At 46.8% G+C, this 16,996-nt stretch carries 15 protein-coding genes and 1 other RNA gene; 5 read left to right on the plus strand and 11 right to left on the minus strand.

Going from position 1 to position 16,996, the window contains the following annotated elements:
- Positions 1-3: 3 nt before the first annotated feature.
- Genes hisC through gyrA form a run of 4 tightly spaced genes read right to left on the minus strand, consistent with a single transcriptional unit; the run spans position 4 to position 6,077 of the window.
- On the minus strand, positions 4-1,134 hold the full coding sequence (gene hisC / locus AOC19_RS07015) for a histidinol-phosphate transaminase (protein ID WP_215375261.1): 1,131 nt from the start codon (positions 1,132-1,134) through the stop codon (positions 4-6).
- Complete coding sequence (gene pheA / locus AOC19_RS07020; protein ID WP_215375263.1) at positions 1,131-2,225, minus strand: prephenate dehydratase; 1,095 nt, start codon at positions 2,223-2,225, stop codon at positions 1,131-1,133. The genes hisC and pheA overlap by 4 nt, the downstream gene beginning before the upstream one ends.
- On the minus strand, positions 2,225-3,322 hold the full coding sequence (serC, locus tag AOC19_RS07025; protein ID WP_215375266.1) for a 3-phosphoserine/phosphohydroxythreonine transaminase: 1,098 nt from the start codon (positions 3,320-3,322) through the stop codon (positions 2,225-2,227). Before serC ends, pheA begins: the two co-directional genes overlap by 1 nt.
- A gap of 31 nt (positions 3,323-3,353) precedes the next feature.
- Positions 3,354-6,077, minus strand: coding sequence for a DNA gyrase subunit A (gene gyrA / locus AOC19_RS07030; RefSeq protein WP_215375269.1), 2,724 nt, complete (start codon positions 6,075-6,077; stop codon positions 3,354-3,356).
- A 160-nt stretch (positions 6,078-6,237) separates the two neighbouring features.
- Here gyrA and ompA point away from each other — a divergent pair, with 160 nt between their 5' ends.
- The 4 genes from ompA (at position 6,238) to ssrA (ending at position 8,718) form a co-directional block, all read left to right on the plus strand.
- Complete coding sequence (gene ompA, locus AOC19_RS07035) at positions 6,238-6,816, plus strand: outer membrane protein OmpA (RefSeq protein ID WP_215375271.1); 579 nt, start codon at positions 6,238-6,240, stop codon at positions 6,814-6,816.
- 100 nt (positions 6,817-6,916) lie between these two features.
- Complete coding sequence (ubiG, locus tag AOC19_RS07040) at positions 6,917-7,606, plus strand: bifunctional 2-polyprenyl-6-hydroxyphenol methylase/3-demethylubiquinol 3-O-methyltransferase UbiG (protein ID WP_215375274.1); 690 nt, start codon at positions 6,917-6,919, stop codon at positions 7,604-7,606.
- Complete coding sequence (locus AOC19_RS07045) at positions 7,603-8,280, plus strand: HAD family hydrolase (protein ID WP_215375276.1); 678 nt, start codon at positions 7,603-7,605, stop codon at positions 8,278-8,280. The genes ubiG and AOC19_RS07045 overlap by 4 nt, the downstream gene beginning before the upstream one ends.
- Before the next feature lie 79 nt (positions 8,281-8,359).
- Positions 8,360-8,718: a transfer-messenger RNA gene (gene ssrA / locus AOC19_RS07050) on the plus strand.
- 92 nt (positions 8,719-8,810) lie between these two features.
- Here the strand turns inward: ssrA and AOC19_RS07055 are convergent.
- Positions 8,811-10,562, minus strand: coding sequence for an IlvD/Edd family dehydratase (locus AOC19_RS07055; protein WP_215375279.1), 1,752 nt, complete (start codon positions 10,560-10,562; stop codon positions 8,811-8,813).
- A 54-nt stretch (positions 10,563-10,616) separates the two neighbouring features.
- Positions 10,617-11,606, minus strand: a complete 990-nt coding sequence (locus AOC19_RS07060; protein WP_215375282.1) for a Bug family tripartite tricarboxylate transporter substrate binding protein — start codon at positions 11,604-11,606, stop codon at positions 10,617-10,619.
- 111 nt (positions 11,607-11,717) lie between these two features.
- On the opposite strand from AOC19_RS07060, the gene AOC19_RS07065 reads away from it, so the two are divergent.
- Positions 11,718-12,140 carry a VOC family protein gene (locus AOC19_RS07065; protein WP_215375284.1) on the plus strand — a complete coding sequence of 141 codons (423 nt, stop codon included), beginning with the start codon at positions 11,718-11,720 and terminating at the stop codon, positions 12,138-12,140.
- A 28-nt stretch (positions 12,141-12,168) separates the two neighbouring features.
- Here AOC19_RS07065 and AOC19_RS07070 read toward each other — a convergent pair whose 3' ends face one another.
- The 5 genes from AOC19_RS07070 to AOC19_RS07090 form a co-directional block, all read right to left on the minus strand.
- A complete protein-coding gene (locus tag AOC19_RS07070) occupies positions 12,169-14,226 on the minus strand; it encodes a TonB-dependent receptor family protein (protein WP_215375286.1) in 2,058 nt (685 codons plus the stop codon).
- An 85-nt stretch (positions 14,227-14,311) separates the two neighbouring features.
- A complete protein-coding gene (hemP, locus tag AOC19_RS07075; RefSeq protein WP_215375288.1) occupies positions 14,312-14,488 on the minus strand; it encodes a hemin uptake protein HemP in 177 nt (58 codons plus the stop codon).
- 1 nt (position 14,489) lies between these two features.
- Entirely contained in the window at positions 14,490-15,083 is a 594-nt protein-coding gene (locus AOC19_RS09330) for an energy transducer TonB (protein ID WP_251368008.1), read from the minus strand.
- 145 nt (positions 15,084-15,228) lie between these two features.
- Positions 15,229-16,419, minus strand: coding sequence for a 50S ribosomal protein L11 methyltransferase (locus tag AOC19_RS07085; protein ID WP_215375290.1), 1,191 nt, complete (start codon positions 16,417-16,419; stop codon positions 15,229-15,231).
- 3 nt (positions 16,420-16,422) lie between these two features.
- The gene (locus AOC19_RS07090) at positions 16,423-16,974 is read right to left on the minus strand and encodes a carboxymuconolactone decarboxylase family protein (protein WP_215375292.1); all 552 of its coding nucleotides are present in this window, start codon (positions 16,972-16,974) and stop codon (positions 16,423-16,425) included.
- Between the last annotated feature and the right edge of the window lie 22 nt (positions 16,975-16,996).

The following is a 16,996-nucleotide window of genomic DNA, read 5'->3' on the forward strand; positions in this document are numbered from 1 at the left end:
GAATTACTGCTTCGCCAAAATATCTTTAAGCGCAACAATAAAAGCGGCATTTTCTTCGGGCAAGCCGATAGAAATACGCAACCATTGTGGCAAACCATAGTTACCAACTGGACGAACAATAATGCCGCGCTTTAGCAACTCCAAATTAATACGAGCGCCAGCACCATCATCCTCACCCACTTTTACCAACACAAAATTACCAGCCGATGGAAGGTAAGTTAGGCCAAGTGCATCAAAAGCTTGGGTTAATTGGGTAAAGCCAGCACGATTGAGTTCAAAACCTTGCTGCAGGAAATGAGAATCCTGAAATGCGGCTATTGCTGCTGCTTGCGCAAGACTATTCACGTTAAATGGCTGACGAATTCGATTGAGCAAATCGGTTAAAGCAGGTTGAGCTACACCGTAACCAATGCGTAAGCCTGCTAAGCCATAAGCCTTGGAGAAGCTGCGCGACAAAATCATGTTTGGAAAACGTTTTACCCAAGAAATTGCGTCATAACGCTGTTCTGGAGTGAGGTACTCGTTATAAGCTTCATCTAAGACCACTACTACGTGAGATGGCAACGCAGTCAAGAAATCTTCGATTTCTTTCGCTGTCAGGTAGCTGCCAGTCGGATTATTTGGGTTAGCCACAAATACCAACTTAGCTTTATCACCAGCAGCTTTCACTGCCTGCAACATGGCAGGTAAATCATGGCCATACATTTCAGTAGCAGCTACTTCCACTGCTTTTGCACCAACTGCTTGAGTCGCTAATGGATAAACAGCAAAAGCATGTTTAGAGAAAATAACCTCATCACCAGCTTGGGCTACTGCGCGGGCAGCCAACTCCAAAATATCGTTACTACCATTACCCAAGGTAATCCAATCAGTTGGAACACCTAAACGCGCCGACAGCACATTCTTGAGTTCAAAACCATTGGAGTCTGGGTAACGACCCAAATCACTCGCAGCCTTGAGCATCGCATCTTGAGCTGACTTGGGCATACCCAATGGATTTTCATTCGATGCGAGCTTCACAATCTTGTTTTCATCAAGACCGTATTCACGCGCAACTTCACTAATAGGTCGCCCGCCAACATAAGGCGCTATGGCATGAATATGCTTTAAACCGATATTAGATTTTGTTGTCATACTGAATGAGGATATGAGCCGAGATTTTTATAAAAAGCAGCGGTCGTTTTTAACTCTTCTAATGCTTTTGCTACTTTCGCGTCTTCAGCATGTCCTGACACATCAATATAAAAGTGATACTCCCAAGTACCCTTGCGAGCAGGACGAGACTCAAAGCGATTCATGGAAACACCATGCCTTGCCAGGGGCTCCAATAAACGATGTACAGCTCCCGGTTGGTTATCGACCGATAGGACTAAGGAAGTTTGATCTTTGCCGGTAGGCTGACACTCATAAGTGCCAACTACGACAAAACGTGTTCGGTTATGCGGATCATCCTGAATCTGTGCAGCGACCGCCTGCAATCCATAGGCTTCTTGAGCGGGATCACCAGCGATTGCTGCCAAGCTTGGATCAATCGAGGCCATGCGGGCAGCCTCAGCATTACTGCTAACTGCCTCACGCTTTAAGTGGGGAGCATGCAAACTCAACCATTGCTGACATTGCGCTAGAGCTTGGGCATGTGCACATACGGTTGTGACGCCATCTAGCTTGCCACTCTTAGTTAAGAGGTGGTGACGAATAGGCAGCACTACTTCACCGCTGATACGCATTGGAGAATCTAAGAGCAAATCTAAAGTACGGGAAATGGCGCCCTCGCTAGAGTTCTCAACTGGAACTACTCCAAATTGAGCGGCGCCCTTTTCAACAGCTTTAAATACTTCATCCAGGCTATTGCAAGGCAAACCTGCAATCGAGTGACCAAAATAGGTTTGCGCTGCTTGCTCTGAGAATGTTCCTACTGGGCCAAGATAAGCAATCGTCTGACGCGCTTCTAAGGCGCGACAAGCAGACATCACTTCACGCCAAATTGCGGCGATGCCATTGGGCAACAAGGGACCCTTACTGAGCTCCTGCAAGCGCGCTACAACCTGACGCTCACGCTCAGGCCTAAATACTGGAGAAGAAAAGCCACCTTTGATGTGACCTACTTCTTGGGCAGCCTTAGCTCGCTGGGTGAGTAAATCTAAAATTTGTGCATCGAGTGTGTCGATCTTGTCACGAATTGGCGCTAAGCGCTGCTCTTCAGTACTCTGGTCTTTGGAGCTCATTAGGCACGCCTTTCAAAGTCACGCATAAATTCCACTAAGGCCTTTACGCCCTCTAGCGGCATTGCATTGTAGATACTGGCGCGCATACCTCCAGCCGCCTTATGGCCACGCAAGGCAACCAAGCCTGCTGCATTAGATTGCTCCAAGAACTGGGCATTTAAATTTTCATCCTTCAAGAAGAAGGTGACATTCATTCTGGAGCGATATTCTTTAGGAATACGATTTTCGTAAAGACTGCTTTGATCCAAAAAGCTGTAGAGTAATTGCGCTTTTTCTTGGTTGCGCTTCTCAATCTCTTTTACGCCACCTTGTTTTAGCAACCACTTAAAGCCCAACCCAGCCATATAAATTGAAAAAGTTGGTGGTGTGTTGAGCATCGAATCAGTCGCCGCCTGCTTAGACCAATCCCAAATCGATGGGGTGATCTTCATGCTGTGCCCCATCAAGTCCTTACGCACGATCACGATCGTCACGCCAGATGGGCCAATATTCTTTTGTGCACCACCAAACCAGACGCCGCATTTTGTGACATCCATTTCTTTAGAAAGGATGTTGCTAGAAATATCGGCAACCAGTAACTTGCCATTCACGTCTGGCACATCAGGAAACTCTACACCGCCAATAGTTTCATTAGCGCAGTAGTGAACATAAGCAGCATCGTCCGATAGTTGCCAAGTAGAGCGATCTGGAATCGTATTGAATTTTTCAGATGCTGAAGATGCAGCTAGATGAGCAACACCAAATTTTTCCGCTTCTTTAAATGACTTTTCAGACCAAACGCCAGTGACTAAAAAGTCTGCCTTAGGGCCATTTTTAGCCAAAGGCATCAGGTTCATTGGAATAGCAGCATTTTGACCTAAGCCACCACCTTGAAGCATCAAGATTTCATAGGAATCCGGAATACCCATGAGAGTGCGCAAGTCTTGCAGCACCTCCTCATAAAGAGCCATGAACTCTTTACCGCGATGACTAACTTCCATCACGCTGGCGCCTAAGCCCTGCCAGTTCAACATCTCTGCAGCGGCCTGCTGCAAGACCTCTTCAGGCAAGGTAGCAGGCCCCGCAGCGAAATTGAAAATGCGGCGGTCAAACGTCATGATGAATTAATTAACCTTGTATGAATGCCAATTAGGCATCACCAGCTTCATCAGAATTGGAATCAACTGCTGGATCGGCGGAAGCATCACCACCTTCGCCGTCTTCTCCATCATCCAAATCATTCTCATCATCAGAATCGCTTTCAGCAATACGCTGCAAGCCAGACAAACGCGTACCTTCATCGACGTTGATCAAGGTGACGCCTTGCGTTGCGCGCCCCATCTCACGAATCTCTGAAACACGAGTGCGCACCAAGATACCGCCTGTAGTGATCAACATAATTTGATCTTCAGGCGATACCAAAGCAGCAGCGACAACTTTACCGTTACGCTCAGTGGTCTGAATAGCGATCATGCCCTTAGTGCCGCGGCCATGACGGGTGTATTCACCGATCGGCGTACGTTTACCAAAACCATTTTCGGTTGCCGTTAATACGCTGCTTGGAATAGCAAGTCCATTTGCGTCAACGACAACTGCTTCAGCACCTTCGGCAGCTTCAGCCGGGGCAACCAACATGGCAATCACTTGATGACCTTCGCCCAAGTTCATACCGCGCACACCACGTGCAGTACGGCCCATTGGACGCACATCGTTCTCATCAAAGCGAACGGCTTTGCCGGCATCAGAGAACAACATCACATCATGCTGACCATCAGTAATAGCCGCGCCAACTAAGAAGTCATTTTCATTTAAGTCGACCGCAATAATTCCGGCTTTGCGTGGATTGGAGAAGTCAGACAAGCGTGTCTTCTTCACAGTGCCCAAGCTGGTAGCCATAAAGACGTAATGATCATCTTGATACCCCTTAATCGGGAGAATCACCGTAATCTTTTCGCCTTCAATCAGCGGGAACATATTGACTATTGGCTTGCCACGTGAGTTACGGCTACCTTGTGGAACCTCCCACACTTTGAGCCAGTACATACGTCCACGATCCGAGAAGCACAGAATGATGTCATGCGTATTCGCAACGAAGAGCGTTTCAATCCAATCTTCATTCTTGGTAGCTGCTGCTTGCTTGCCACGACCACCACGTTTTTGCGCACGGTATTCACTCAGAGGCTGACTCTTCATATAACCCGTGTTGGAAAGTGTGACCACCATATCTTGCGGAGTAATCAAGTCTTCAGTGAACAACTCGGTTGCATTCATTTCAATAAATGAACGACGACCACTATCTCCACCAGCAATACCAAACTCAGCTTGCACTTCTTTCAACTCAGACTCAATGACTTGAGTGACCCGCTCTGGCTTAGCAAGCAAGTCGAGCAAATCAGAAATCTCTGCCATCACATCTTTGTACTCATTCACAATCTTGTCTTGCTCAAGGCCAGTCAAGCGTTGCAAACGCATCTGCAAAATTTCTTGTGCTTGGCTATCAGATAAGCGATAAAGACCGGTCGTTTGCATACCGTATTCAGGCAACAAACCTTCAGGACGATAAGCATTGCGGCCGCCCGGGGTATCGGTCTCTGCACGCGCCAACATCTCGCGCACCATAGAAGAGTCCCAAGCTTTACTCATTAATTCTGACTTAGCAACCACTGGGTTTGCTGCAGCTTTAATAATGGCAATGAATTCATCAATGTTTGCCAAGGCGACTGCCAAACCTTCTAAGACGTGACCACGCTCGCGCGCTTTGCGTAATTCAAAAATCGTACGGCGTGTCACCACTTCACGACGATGCTGCAAGAAGTATTCCAGCATTTGCTTCAGATTCAATAGGCGTGGCTGGTTGTCCACTAGGGCAACCATGTTCATACCGAAGTTATCTTGCAGCTGAGTACTCTTGTACAAATTATTGAGAACCACTTCAGGCACTTCACCGCGCTTGAGCTCGATCACTACGCGCATACCTGACTTATCAGATTCATCACGCAGATCAGAAATACCTTCTACTTTTTTCTCATTCACCAACTCAGCAATACGCTCGAGTAAGTTCTTTTTATTTACTTGGTATGGCAACTCGTCAACGATGATGGCCTGACGCGCACCCTTATCAAGGTCCTCAAAGTGGGTCTTGGCACGCATCACGACACGGCCACGGCCAGTGCGATAGCCCTCTCGAACCCCTTGAACGCCATAAATAATGCCGGCAGTCGGGAAATCCGGAGCAGGGATGATCTCAATCAGCTCGTCGATCGTGCATTCTGGGTTGTGCAGGACGTGCAAGCAGGCTGAAACCACCTCATCCAGGTTGTGGGGAGGGATATTGGTCGCCATACCCACCGCGATACCTGAACTGCCGTTAATCAGCAAATTAGGTACTTTTGCAGGAAGAATCAGGGGCTCTTTCTCACTACCGTCGTAGTTTGGCCCGAAATCCACGGTTTCCTTGTCTAAATCGGCCAAAAGCTCATGGGCGATCTTGCGGAGGCGGATCTCGGTATACCGCATTGCAGCAGCGTTATCGCCGTCTACGGAGCCAAAGTTGCCCTGTCCGTCAACTAGCATATAGCGCAGAGAGAAGTCCTGAGCCATGCGAACAATCGTGTCATACACCGCAGAATCGCCATGTGGATGGTATTTACCGATCACATCGCCAACTATACGGGCAGATTTTTTGTAAGCACGGTTCCAATCGTTGTTTAATTCATACATCGCGAATAAGACCCGGCGATGAACCGGTTTGAGTCCGTCACGCACGTCTGGCAGGGCTCTGCCGACAATGACGCTCATTGCGTAGTCCAAATAGGACCGCCGCATTTCGTCTTCTAGGGATATTGGTAGTGTTTCTTTAGCGGCTTGTTCCATTTAGAAATAATATCATTTTGATGACTGATAGCCCCTATGCTAAGATTCTGTCAGTTTGTACGAAATTGAGATGTGTCGCTTTGCGGTTTTTTGCTTCAAAGTAGGGCGAATTACATTTAAGTTTGACTTTAATTAAAAAAGAGATTTTTGAGGACTAAAAATGAACAAAACCCTAAAACTGGTACTTGCTGGCGTAATTTCTGTTGCTGCTACTGCTACTTCCGCCCAAAACGTTGACAACTGGGTCAACTCAAGTGGTTTAGCTTGGAAAAACGGCGATGGCACATTGTGCTGGCGCGATGCTAGCTGGACACCTGCAACTGCAGCCAAAGGTTGCGACGGCTTCCTAACACCAAAACCAGCTGCATCTGGTGTAAGCCAAAGCAAGATCACTTTGCAAGCTGACACACTCTATGACTTCGACAAAGCAACATTGAAGCCAGAAGGTCAAGCAACTTTAGACAAAATCGCTAAAGACTTAAGCAAGATCAAATTAGAAGTCATTATTGCTGTTGGTAACACTGATAGCGTTGGTACTGATGCTTACAACATGGCTCTCGGCCAGCGTCGTGCTCAGTCCGTTAAAGCTTACTTGGTAAGCAAAGGTGTTGACGGTAGCCGTATTTACACAGAATCAAAAGGCAAGAGCAATCCAGTTGCAAGCAATGCAACTGCTGAAGGCCGCGCTAAGAACCGCCGTACCGATATCGAAGTTGTTGGTACAGCTGCAGTTAAGTAATTCTTCTTACTTGTAAAAAAGCCCGGTTCTGCCGGGCTTTTTTATTTCCGCTATATTCGTAATTCATTTATCTCAGCGTGCTTAAAGCACCTTTATCCCCATGAACGTCGATCAATCCGAAATCGCCAAATTTAGCGCCCTAGCCCATCGTTGGTGGGATCCCAATAGTGAATTCAAGCCTTTACATGCCATCAACCCCCTGCGCCTTAACTGGATTAAGTCCTTTGTTGATTTGGACGGCAAGAAAGTTGTCGATATAGGTTGTGGTGGTGGCATTTTGGCCGAGTCCATTGCGCAATCAGGTGCCCATACCTGCGGCATCGATTTATCGGAAAAAGCCCTCAAAGTTGCTGAATTACATGCACTCGAGGTAGGCGCCAAGCTTAAATACCGCGCGATTTCAGCTGAAGCGCTCGCTGAGGAAGAGCCAGAACAATATGACGTTGTGACATGCATGGAAATGCTAGAGCATGTCCCAGACCCAGCATCTATTGTTCGAGCTTGTGCAAAACTCTGCAAGCCTGGTGGCACCCTCTTTTTTAGCACCCTAAACCGCAATCCTAAGTCCTACTTATTCGCCATTATTGGTGCCGAATACATCCTCCGCTTGCTTCCAAAAGGCACTCATGAGTACGCTAAATTCATTAAACCTTCTGAATTAGTGGCTTTTACTCGCCAAGCTGGACTTGAGATGATCGGCATCAAGGGGATGAGTTACAACCCTATTACTCAGGTCTACAGCCTAGGTGAAGATGTCGATGTGAACTACATGATTGCGGTGCGTAAATGAGTAGGGGGTTAGCGAGCCCTTACAAGGGTGTCTTTTTTGATCTCGATGGCACTCTGGCTGACACAGCCCCAGACCTCGTAGCGGCAGCCAATCAACTCCTCATCGCCAGAAACCTTCCCCCTAAGCAATATGAAGTATTACGGCCTTGTGCCTCTGCTGGAGCACGTGGACTGATTGGTGGCGCCTTTGGAATCAATACCGATCACCCAGACTTCATTCCTTTGCGTGATGAATTCTTTGCGAACTATGAGAAGGATTTGCTGGTAAACAGCGTACTTTTCGAGGGTGTAGACCATCTCCTCAATCAATTGGATAGCGCCAAGCTTCCCTGGGGCATTGTGACCAATAAGAGTGAGCGCTTTACTCATCCCCTCACAGAGCTGATGGGTCTGCGCCAAAGAGCGGTATCAACGATCTCTGGCGACACCACTCCTCACTCAAAACCACATCCTGAGCCCATCTTGCATGCAGCTAGAGTTGCCAATATTGACCCCAGTAAATCGGTTTATGTAGGTGACGATATTAGAGACATCGTGGCAGGCAAAGCGGCAGGAATGAAGACGATTGCAGCAGCGTACGGCTATTGCGGCTGTGAAGAGCCTCCAGAGGCCTGGGGCGCCGATTACTTAGTGCGCCACCCAAGGGAACTACTGGAAATCATCTTCCCGCAGTAGGGCTTAATTACCCGTCTGCAAGATATCCAACAATTTAAGGCCAAGAGCCTTAAAATAGAGCTTCCAATGCATGAACTCCGGGGTCGACATGGTTTCGACGTGGATTACAAAGCATCAAGGGCATACCGAGGACCCGTTATCTCGTAAATCAATGGGAATGCAATAACTGCAAACGACGAACGTTTCGCACTAGCCGCTTAATTGCGGTTGCCCCTGAACTGACTCTCTCTTGGGTCAGCTAGCGCAAGCTAGATCAGGGTCATTTACAAGAGATAAGATCATTTCATGTCACGGGGAATGATTCGAAAACTAAGTGAATCGCCAGCGTGGAACATGTCAGTCTGTGACTAGCTAGCTAAATTAAATGACATGACTAAGTATGTAGAACTTGTTGTAGAGGATTTGCGGACGCGGGTTCGATTCCCGCCGACTCCACCAATTAGCAGTCAATTGATTTGATCAATAGTCAAACGCCACCTTCTTGGGTGGCGTTTTTCTTTGCTGCTATTTTTTACTTCGCATACATTGGATTAACGCTTGGGTGTTTTACCAACCATCTTTGCAGCTCTCAAGAAATCAAAGTCAACACCCTTATCCGCCTGTGTCACTGTATCCAAAAATAGCTTTAAGTAACCACGCTCTGCAGTGGGCTCAATCACTGGGTTTTCTTTTGCACGCTTAGCCAACTCTTCCTCAGAGACCAATAAACTAATCTCACGATTTTTTACGCTCAAGCGAATGTGATCGCCATTCATTACATGCGCGAGTGGCCCACCGACTGCAGCTTCTGGAGTCACGTGCAACACAATTGTTCCAAACGCCGTTCCACTCATACGACCATCAGAGATACGAACGATATCTTTCACACCAGCACGCGCAAGCTTCATTGGAATCGGAATGTATCCTGCCTCAGGCATGCCAGGTGCACCTTTAGGGCCAATATTCTTGAGCACCAAAATATCATCTGCCGTGACATCTAAGTCTGGGCTATCAATTCGATTAGCAAGATCCTCACTATTCTCAAAGACGACTGCGCGACCTTCATGCTCCATGAGTTTTTCATGGGCTGCAGATTGCTTGATGATAGCGCCGCCAGGGGCAAGGTTCCCATGCAAGACCGCAATACTGCCGCGTGGATAAATTGGGTTATCGAACTGGCGAACCACATCCTGCTTAAAGCTTGGTGGAGCTGCATCAATCTCTTCACCTAAAGTGCGGCCAGTCACCGTCATTGCATTCAGCTTCAACAAAGGCTTTAGCTGACGCAACAAGGTTGTCATGCCACCGGCATCATGGAAGTTCTCCATATAGTGATCACCAGATGGTTTCAAATCAACCAGTACCGGCGTCTCGTCACCCATCTTATCGAGAGCATCTAAGTCAATTTCTAGACCCATACGTCCAGCGATAGCGGCTAAGTGAACAATGCCATTAGTTGATCCGCCAATCGCTAGCAAAACACGCATTGCATTTTCAAAAGCGTCCGCAGTTAATACTTTGTCAATGGTTAAACCATCTTTTGCCATCTGTACTGCACGAGTACCGGTCTCTTCTGCAATTCGAATGCGATCTGCCGTTACCGCTGGTGGGCTAGCCCCTCCAGGCACGGTCATACCCAGTGCCTCAGAGATGCAAGCCATCGTACTAGCGGTACCCATCACTGAGCAGGTACCAACACTCGCCACCAACTGATCATTGACTTCATCTTTTTCAGCTTCATCAATTTCACCAGCGCGGAATTTTCCCCAATAGCGGCGACAGTCGGTGCACGCACCTACGCGCTCACTTCGATGCGAACCAGTTAGCATTGAACCAGTGATTAACTGAATGGCAGGTAAGCCCGCTGAGGCCGCACCCATCATTTGTGCCGGCACTGTTTTATCGCAACCACCAATCATGACTACCGCATCCATTGGTTGAGCGCGTAGCATCTCCTCGGTATCCATGGACATCAGGTTACGCAAATACATACTGGTCGGGGCAGCAAAGCTTTCATGAATGGAAATCGTCGGAAAATCCATCGGCAAACCGCCCGCCAACATCACGCCGCGTTTTACAGCCTCAATTAACTGCGGCATATTGCCATGACAGGGGTTGTAAGCACTGCCAGTATTGATGATCCCAATCACAGGACGATCTAAGGCGCTATTGGTGTAGCCAGCACCCTTGATAAATGCCTTACGTAAAAATAAAGAGAAGCCTTTATCACCATAACTTGTTAAACCCTTACGCAAGCCACTTTCGCTTGCCTGCTTTTTCTCTTTACTCTTATCGGTTGTCATAAAACATTCTTTAATTTAAAAATAGTGAACTCAATTTTGATATTCAGTCGGCTCTTATTCAGCCTTAATATCTGCATCTTTAATGACTTTTTCCCAGCGCTTCACCTCACCCGCTAACAAGGTTGCAGATTGTTTTGGCCTTGTTGGAGCTGCAGCGTAAACACCCTGCTTTAAGAATGCTTCTTTAACTTCTGGATTTACTAGTAACTTAGCAATCGCAGTATTCAACTGATCGATGATCGCCACGGGTGTGCCAGTTGGCGCCAACACACCAAAGGTGGAGCTAACCTCTAATGCAGGCATACCCGATTCAGCTGTCGTAGGCACATCAGGCAACATTGAAATGCGCTTTGCAGTAGTGACAGCTAATGGTCGGAGTTGTCCAGAGGTAATAAACGGTAGCGCAGCTGGAACCGTTTCCACCATCAAGTTGACCTGACCTGCAACCAAATCAGTCATCGCTGGTCCACTACCCTTATAAGGAACATGTGTAATTTTTAAGCCAGCTTCTCGCTGGAAAATTTCGGCGCCCATACGTTGAGGAGCTCCAGGGCCTGATGAGGCGTAATTCATCTTATCTGGATTGGCTTTTGCATACTCGACTAAGCCTTTTAATGTTCTTACAGGAACATTGGGATTAACAACCACTACCAAAGGTACTGAACCCACAATCATGACCGGTGAAAAATCCTTGAGAAGGTCGTAGCGCAACTTGCCTTTTTCAAGGGTTGCCATAGTCGAGTGTGAGGTCACAGCGCCCATTAATAAGGTGTAACCATCTGGACTTGCTTTAGCAACGGCCTCTGCTCCGATATTGCCGCCAGCGCCACCGCGGTTTTCAACAATGACTTGCTGCCCTAGGGAGTCCCCAAGATTCTTAGCCAGAATGCGCCCGATCACGTCGGTAGCCCCTCCTGGGGGATAGGGAACAACTAGTTTAATTGGCCTATCCGGATAAGCGGCATGCACCATGCCAGAAAAACCCAGGACTAGGGCTAACTGAACAATGGAACGGCACAATCTACCTGCTTGAAAGTTGATCATTTTTGTCTCCTTGAAACATCTTTATTTTTTATGATTTCAATATACTAAACTTTTACTAATCTCAGCACTTGAGCGTGCTAACCTTCCTCAATTCTCTCCACAAGGATCGCCATGTCTAACATTCAACCCTTCCATCTTGCGTTTCCAGTGGACAACCTAGCCGCTGCGCGAACTTTTTATGGCAAGACCTTAGGCTGCCCAGAAGGGCGCAGTTCGGATGAGTGGATTGATTTTGATTTCTTCGGACATCAGCTTGTTGCCCACCTCGCACCTGAAGAATGCGGCCATGCGAGCTCAAATGAGGTTGACGGACATCAAGTTCCGGTAAAACATTTTGGAGTTGTGCTGACGATGCAAGATTGGCATGCCCTAGCTGATCGCCTACGTAATAGCGGCATGAAGTTCATCATTGAACCCCAAATTCGCTTTAAGGGGATGGTTGGCGAACAGGCAACAATGTTCTTCCTCGATCCCGCTGGCAATGCCCTGGAATTCAAAGCATTTGAAGATCCAAGCCAGCTATTTGCAAAATAATTGACTTGGATGATTGGACTACCAATTTTTAAAAGAATTGGTAGCTCATACCCGCCTGAAAGTTTAAGGGTGCACCAGCAAATATCCCATCTGGACTTCTGCTAGAAATATAACGTCGATTTAATAGATTATTGACGACCCCAAATACTTTTAAAGCCTTATTCACCTCATAATTAACACTCCAGTTCACAGTCGTGATCGAAGGAATCTCCCCCAAAGTACCAATCGCATTTTGAACCACAGTATTCGCGGAATCTGCGTATTGGGGTGATAGGTAATTGAGACTCAGCAGTGTTTTAAAACCATTTTTCTGATAATTGACCCCTAGGTTTGAAACCAGCTTGGCGGTATACGGAATTCGATTTCCATCTTTACCCATAGAGGAATTTCCCACAAACCTTGCAACAGGGATGTAAGTAAGATTTCCATTAAGTCCCCATCCTCCAGCTAGTTGATACCCCAAAGCCAACTCCGTACCTTGATGCAAACTCTTGCCGCCATTTGCCTTAGTAATACCTGAGGCTAGACTTTGATTCACAATCTGATTGCTAAAGTTCATACTAAAAACAGCTGCGTCATATGTGAAGCCCGCATTTTTACCCCGCAATCCGAATTCAACATTAGTAGAACGCTCTGGATCTAGTTGCTGATCTACACCTTTTTCACTGATAGCAGTTGCGAGCTGTGCCGGTGCAAACCCTTTGTACATGCTGGAATAAATCTGTAGCTCTGGCGCAATCTGCCAAGTTGCTCCAATTTGGGGAACAGATTCGAGGTTTTTGGCACTCCCCGAAGTATTGGTGATGATGTTATTTCTACTCTGTCGGTAACTCTCGAGTCGCAACCCAGGAATAATGGCTAAGTTCTTACTGAGTAAGAAACGATTCTGCAGATACATTGCCATTGAGTTAGCCTTGTTTTCCTCGTGACCCAAAACACTGCCGGACTTCAGGAAACTAGTAGAGCCCACCATTTGATTAATTTGTGATTCAGTGTGCAGGCGTATTCCAAACTCCAGCTCGTTATCAATCCCCATAGCATTGAAGGCTTGATTCAAGCGGGAGTCCACCCCCAACATTTGGAACTCACGATTACGCCCGAACATGCAGTTAGTGGAACCATTGCAGGGGTTGAAGACTGTTTGATCAGCATTTCGGGCAGCAACACTTTGCCGCCAATAGTCACGATCCAATTTACTCCAATAGACCAGAGTATTGAGCTTCGTACCATGGCCAATCTCCCAGGAGTGATTGAGGTCAACTGCATTTCGTTGTGTAACGAAATAATCATTTGGTGCCGGGTTTGAAGAATACTTACCGATGTATTGATTTGGTCTTAAGCCTACGTACGAAGTATTGATATTGTTGTCGTAGTGGGTGTACTTCAGACTAAGCCATTGATCCTGATCAATGGCTATCCCACCCTTAAATAAAATATCGTACATCTTGTAACCATTTGCCTGATAACCATCAGACTCTGATTTGATGATGTTGATCCCTGCAACTGCGCCATTTGATTCAGACTTACCGCCTGCCTCAATCTGAGCCAATCGATAACCATAATTACCAGCCTTACCAGATAACTTAAACCCTTGTTCAGGCGTCTTGGTAAGGTAGTTAATGACACCACCAATATTCGAAGGGCCATACTGAAGTCCAGACGCACCTTTGAGCACCTCTATTCCACTCATGCGGTCCACGGGAGGACTGTAATAAGACGCGCTGGAAATAAACAGGCTTGGGTGAATTGGTGCGCCATCCTCTAAGAGCAATACTTTTTGGCTGCGGCTAGGATTCAAGCCGCGTATACCAATATTTGGTATTGAGCCGAGCCCACCCTCGTCTCCACGAATAGTGACACCTGGAACCGTCTTTAGTGCATCTTGAAGCGATAGGGGCTGAAGTATCTCTAATTGTTGTTGATCGATAACATCAACTGTGCCGGGAATCTTCGAGCGTGCACCCTCCTCTCGACCCACAATATCTATTCGCGGTAACTCCACATCTTGAGCATAAACACTCATCGCCAATGTCCCTCCATACGCCAATATGGCGCTTGAGGCCAAAGCCATTCCTTGCTGCTTCATATGCAATCTCCAGAGATATAAACAAAAAATCGCTGGCTACTTGCATATCAAAAATACGTTTGCTGGCTAAAAGGGGTACGGTTTTTTACTTGGTCAAAATTAACTTTCCAAGCTTGGTAATACTTAAAACGTATCGCTGATCATCATGGACAATCACGACCGACTTTTCTTTTCCAAGTAAGTTTGCACTGGGTATCACCTTGCCAACAATAGAGCCGTAACTGGAAACTGCTTGAGCAAGATCGTCAATACGCTCACTCATTTCAGGACTCCAATTGAAAGTGGATTGGCAATTGATAACACTCAGATACATTTTCTGATGTCGTACTCAAAGCTGAAAATCTCCAAGCCTTTACAGCCTCCATAGCTGATCGATCTAGGTTTTGATATCCAGAGCTTTGGCTGAGTCGTACGCTCTCGACAAAGCCGTGAGATCCAATACATAACCTTAGATGAACCGATCCTTGCTCACCCATGCGCCGACTCGCAAGCGGGTAAGGAGGTTTTGGGTTGAAAAATAAACTCCTTTGAGCAAGCCCCTGATCGCCTTGTTTTGATGGCGATCCACTACTGGCAACCCTCTGTGTCTCACCCTTGCCTTGAGTGGCGCCAGAAGTAGTGGCGATAATGACATTAGCATCACGATGATTTGATCTTAGTGTGGGGACATTTAGCTGATTTTGAGATTGAGAGCGATGCTCACCAAGCTTTAGGCTGACGGTAATAACCTCTTGCAAATCGGGGTTCAACACTCTGAATGGATGATGCAAAATCCAAATCACTAAGCCTGCATGAACTGCAATCACCAAACAAACAAATGGGAAATATCTTTCAATGGTTGATTGCTGAGTCTTCAAAAAACACCTTTACATACATCGATACATTTACATTAGATGATAATTATTCTCATTTATTGTATGTAACAGCATGAGTATTAACAACCCCTGAAGTTAAGGGGGTGAATACCGTAGGGATATTAGAATTTTGTGAAAGTAATAAAAATTACTTAACTGCCAGACGCCACAAAGAAGTTGTTTCAGCAGATCTCGCAAAGTACAGCAGATCGGATTGATCAAACGGCTTACTGTGTTTTGGCTTCGTGTCGATACGGCTAATCACCTTAAGGTCCGCTCTATCAATCCACTCTAGCAATTCTTGCCTGGATCTTAGGCCGAGATGCTCAGCTAAGTCAGACAAAATTAACCAGCCCTCTCCATTTGGTAGCAAATGGTTTTTCAAACCATCTAAAAATCCTTTGAGCATTTGACTGTCGGGGTCATACACTGCATGCTCAAGAGTAGAGCTTGGTCTTGCTGGCACCCAAGGCGGATTACACACAATCAAAGTAGCCTTTCCTGCTGGAAATAAATTGGCTTTCATAATCTCTACTTGAGAATTTAAATTCAAAAGTGCAATATTTTCTTTAGCGCATGCAAGCGCCCTGCCATCTAGATCGGTAGCGATAATATTATTGATGCCGCGCATAGCCAGGATCACTGACAGGACACCAGTACCAGTGCCAATATCGAAGGCTAATGACTCAGCCTCCAAGGCTTGGGGTAGAGGAGCGCTGCAAACTAACTCGAGATACTCACCGCGTATCGGCGAAAAAACTCCGTAATGGGGATAGATAAAAATAGGTTCGCCTTCCTCATCAGCAAGGACCGGCACACCATTTTTACGCCACTCATGCGCACTGATTACCCCTAAGAGCTCGCGCATGGAAATCACATAGGGGTCACTAGTTGAACCATAGGCCTCAAGGCAAGCTATTGCTACATCAGGAGCTCTTCGCAAAGGGATGGAGTGATCGGCATTGCACTCAATCAGCAACATACCCAGCACCCGCGCCCGCTGTGACTGAATCAAGCGATGCTTATTAAATAAATCAATCGGTGATGGCGCCTGAGAAGTCTTAGAAGATGGATCTACCCTCTTGCTTGCACGCTTAGATTTCTTGGAGGGTTTATCAATGCGCCTTACTAAGGCTTGTAGTAGCTGACGGGCATTTTGGAAATCACCTCGCCATAAGATGGCAGTTCCCTCACAAGCTAAATGATAAGCATCGTCCGCTGTGAGAGTGTCATCAGCAATGACTAATTTTTTATGAGGCGCTATGCCATTTTCAGAATGCCAAACCGCTGAACAGGTCTGGCCGCCCTCTTCCCAGTGAATGGAACTGCTCTGATTCATGAATTACTCAGGAGGATGCTCCTCAGGATTCACATCCAAGGCAATCAGAAATCGAGAAACCATGTTGTAAGCTGCCACCACAGTGACCAGCTCAACCGTATCGGTATTGCCAAGCGCGGCTTGCAAACGCTTCATCAGAGCGCTCTCAACCTGAATATTGCGAGTCATCTGAAACGTCAATTCCGCTGCATCATTTTCAACTGCGGAAAATAGATTGCTTGGGAAACTAGGTTGGCCAATTAAACGTAGCGCCTTTACCTGTTCCTCAGTACCCCCTGCTTTGATGAATGGAGGAGCATGATGAAAAAACTCATACTCAGCACCATTGAGGACGGCTACCCCACACATGGCGAGTTCACGCAACTTTGGATCTAAGGAGAGGTTATTACGTATCTCACCCACAAAATGATTCCAACCCTCGGCAATCGGGGTGCTATGCAGCAGCATGCGGTCTAAATTGATGAACTGACCACCCCGACGCTGGCGAATTGCAGCTACTAGCTCGGCTGGTTCTGCCAAATCCATTGGCTGGTAAGGAATTAAACGTTCAGACATGGGTGCTCTTGGGGTATTTTTA

It is taken from the genome of Polynucleobacter asymbioticus (assembly GCF_018687575.1).
GTDB classification, from domain to species: domain Bacteria; phylum Pseudomonadota; class Gammaproteobacteria; order Burkholderiales; family Burkholderiaceae; genus Polynucleobacter; species Polynucleobacter asymbioticus_C.

Bases quoted from the DNA above. Each gene is read 5' to 3' on its own strand.
- AOC19_RS07045 (WP_215375276.1), top strand. From the start codon at position 7,603: ATGAGTAGGGGGTTAGCGAGCCCTTACAAGGGTGTCTTTTTTGATCTC.
- AOC19_RS07090 (WP_215375292.1), bottom strand. From the start codon at position 16,974: ATGTCTGAACGTTTAATTCCTTACCAGCCAATGGATTTGGCAGAACCA.
- AOC19_RS07085 (WP_215375290.1), bottom strand. From the start codon at position 16,419: ATGAATCAGAGCAGTTCCATTCACTGGGAAGAGGGCGGCCAGACCTGT.
- hemP (WP_215375288.1), bottom strand. From the start codon at position 14,488: ATGAGTGAGCGTATTGACGATCTTGCTCAAGCAGTTTCCAGTTACGGC.
- ompA (WP_215375271.1), top strand. From the start codon at position 6,238: ATGAACAAAACCCTAAAACTGGTACTTGCTGGCGTAATTTCTGTTGCT.
- AOC19_RS07070 (WP_215375286.1), bottom strand. From the start codon at position 14,226: ATGAAGCAGCAAGGAATGGCTTTGGCCTCAAGCGCCATATTGGCGTAT.
- gyrA (WP_215375269.1), bottom strand. From the start codon at position 6,077: ATGGAACAAGCCGCTAAAGAAACACTACCAATATCCCTAGAAGACGAA.
- pheA (WP_215375263.1), bottom strand. From the start codon at position 2,225: ATGAGCTCCAAAGACCAGAGTACTGAAGAGCAGCGCTTAGCGCCAATT.
- AOC19_RS07065 (WP_215375284.1), top strand. From the start codon at position 11,718: ATGTCTAACATTCAACCCTTCCATCTTGCGTTTCCAGTGGACAACCTA.
- AOC19_RS07055 (WP_215375279.1), bottom strand. From the start codon at position 10,562: ATGACAACCGATAAGAGTAAAGAGAAAAAGCAGGCAAGCGAAAGTGGC.
- ubiG (WP_215375274.1), top strand. From the start codon at position 6,917: ATGAACGTCGATCAATCCGAAATCGCCAAATTTAGCGCCCTAGCCCAT.
- AOC19_RS07060 (WP_215375282.1), bottom strand. From the start codon at position 11,606: ATGATCAACTTTCAAGCAGGTAGATTGTGCCGTTCCATTGTTCAGTTA.
- hisC (WP_215375261.1), bottom strand. From the start codon at position 1,134: ATGACAACAAAATCTAATATCGGTTTAAAGCATATTCATGCCATAGCG.
- serC (WP_215375266.1), bottom strand. From the start codon at position 3,322: ATGACGTTTGACCGCCGCATTTTCAATTTCGCTGCGGGGCCTGCTACC.